This is a genomic window from Halomonas sp. 707D4 (assembly GCF_024158685.1).
Taxonomy (GTDB): Bacteria; Pseudomonadota; Gammaproteobacteria; order Pseudomonadales; family Halomonadaceae; genus Vreelandella.
This window is the reverse complement of sequence record NZ_JAMZBD010000659.1, coordinates 1-1,362: the sequence shown is the minus strand read 5'-3', so window position 1 is coordinate 1,362 and position 1,362 is coordinate 1. Positions and strand designations below refer to the sequence as shown.

The window sequence follows — 1,362 nt, the reverse complement described above, 5'->3', positions numbered from 1 at the left end:
GTACTGGGCAGCGGCGGGGCGCGGGGCTATGCCCACATCGGCGTGATCGAGGCGCTGGAGGCGCGCGGCTTCGAGATCATCTCGATCGCCGGCTGCTCGATGGGCGCCTTGATCGCCGGCATCTACGCCTCCGGCAAGCTGCCCGCGTACCGCGAGTGGGTGTGCAACCTGGACTACCTGGACGTATTGAAGCTCGTCGACGTGACCTGGAGCCCGATGGGCGCGATGCGCGCCAGCAAGGTGATGAGCAAGCTCGAGTCCCTGATCGGCGACACGCTGATCGAAGACCTGCCCATCCCGGTGACCACCGTGGCAACGGATCTCGTGCGCCAGCGCGAGGTGTGGTTCCAGAAGGGGCCGCTCTTGCGCGCCATTCGCGCCTCCATCGCGGTGCCCGGGGTGATCACCCCGGTGCACCTGAACGATCAGGTGCTGGTGGATGGCGGGCTGTTGAACCCGCTGCCGATGATGCCGATCCTCTCCGCCCACGAGGCGGATCTGGTGGTGGCGGTGAACGTCACCGCCCACAGTCCACAACCGGTGACGCTGGAAGAACTCCTGCCCAAGGAGGTGGAGGCGCGCAGCCAGCAGGAGCGCGACCGGGAGGCTCGCCTGGGGGGCTGGATGAGCGAGGTGCGCGCCGCCACCCGGCGGCTGTGGGACGGCTTCGGTGCCCAGAACGACGACGAGGGGGAGGAGAGTCTCGAGGCGCGCGGGCAGCGCGAGTGGGGCAAGCTCGACATGATCCTCGAGTCCTTCGACATCACCCAGGCGGCGCTGGCCAAGTACAAGGTGGCGGGCTACCCGCCGGACGTGCTGATCGAGATTCCCAAGACGGTGTGCAGCACCTACGAGTTCCACCGCGCCAAGGACCTGATCCGCCTGGGCCGCCACATGGGCGACGAGGCGCTGGAGCGGCGCATGCCGGGCATCGCCTCCGATGCCACCGAATAGGGAAACGGCAGGGCCGACTCAGCGCGGGCGGCGCAGCAGCACGTAGAGCGCGCCGGTGCCGCCGTCGGCGTCCACCGCCGAGCAGAACGCCAGCACCCCCGGCCACTCCCTGAGCCAGGCGTTGGTGTGGCTCTTGAGCACAGGGAAGTCCGCCGTGGCGCCCCAGGCCTTGCCGTGTACCACCAGCACGCAGTGAAGGCGCTGGGCGGCGGCGTCGGTCAGAAAACTCTCGAGCTCGGTGCGCGCCTCCTCCAGGGTATAGCCGTGAAGGTCGAGCCCCGCCTGCCAGGGCGTCTGGCCACGCTTGAGCTGGCTGAGGGTGCGGTAGGGCAGATCGGGCAGGGCGAACTCCAGGTACTCCGACGGGCGCACCGCCTCCACGCGGCCATCCGAGGTGCGCCCGGTGGG

Annotated in this window: 2 protein-coding genes; one reads left to right on the top strand and one right to left on the bottom strand. The window is 69.4% G+C overall.

All coding sequences use genetic code 11. The features are described 5' to 3' along the window. The coding region (locus BIS11_RS17680; RefSeq protein WP_253586739.1) for a patatin-like phospholipase family protein at positions 1 to 954 on the top strand (954 nt) is incomplete at its 5' end. Between the two features lie 18 nt (positions 955 to 972). Here BIS11_RS17680 and BIS11_RS17675 read toward each other — a convergent pair. Continuing rightward, the coding region (locus tag BIS11_RS17675) for a Smr/MutS family protein (RefSeq protein WP_253586738.1) at positions 973 to 1,362 on the bottom strand (390 nt) is incomplete at its 5' end.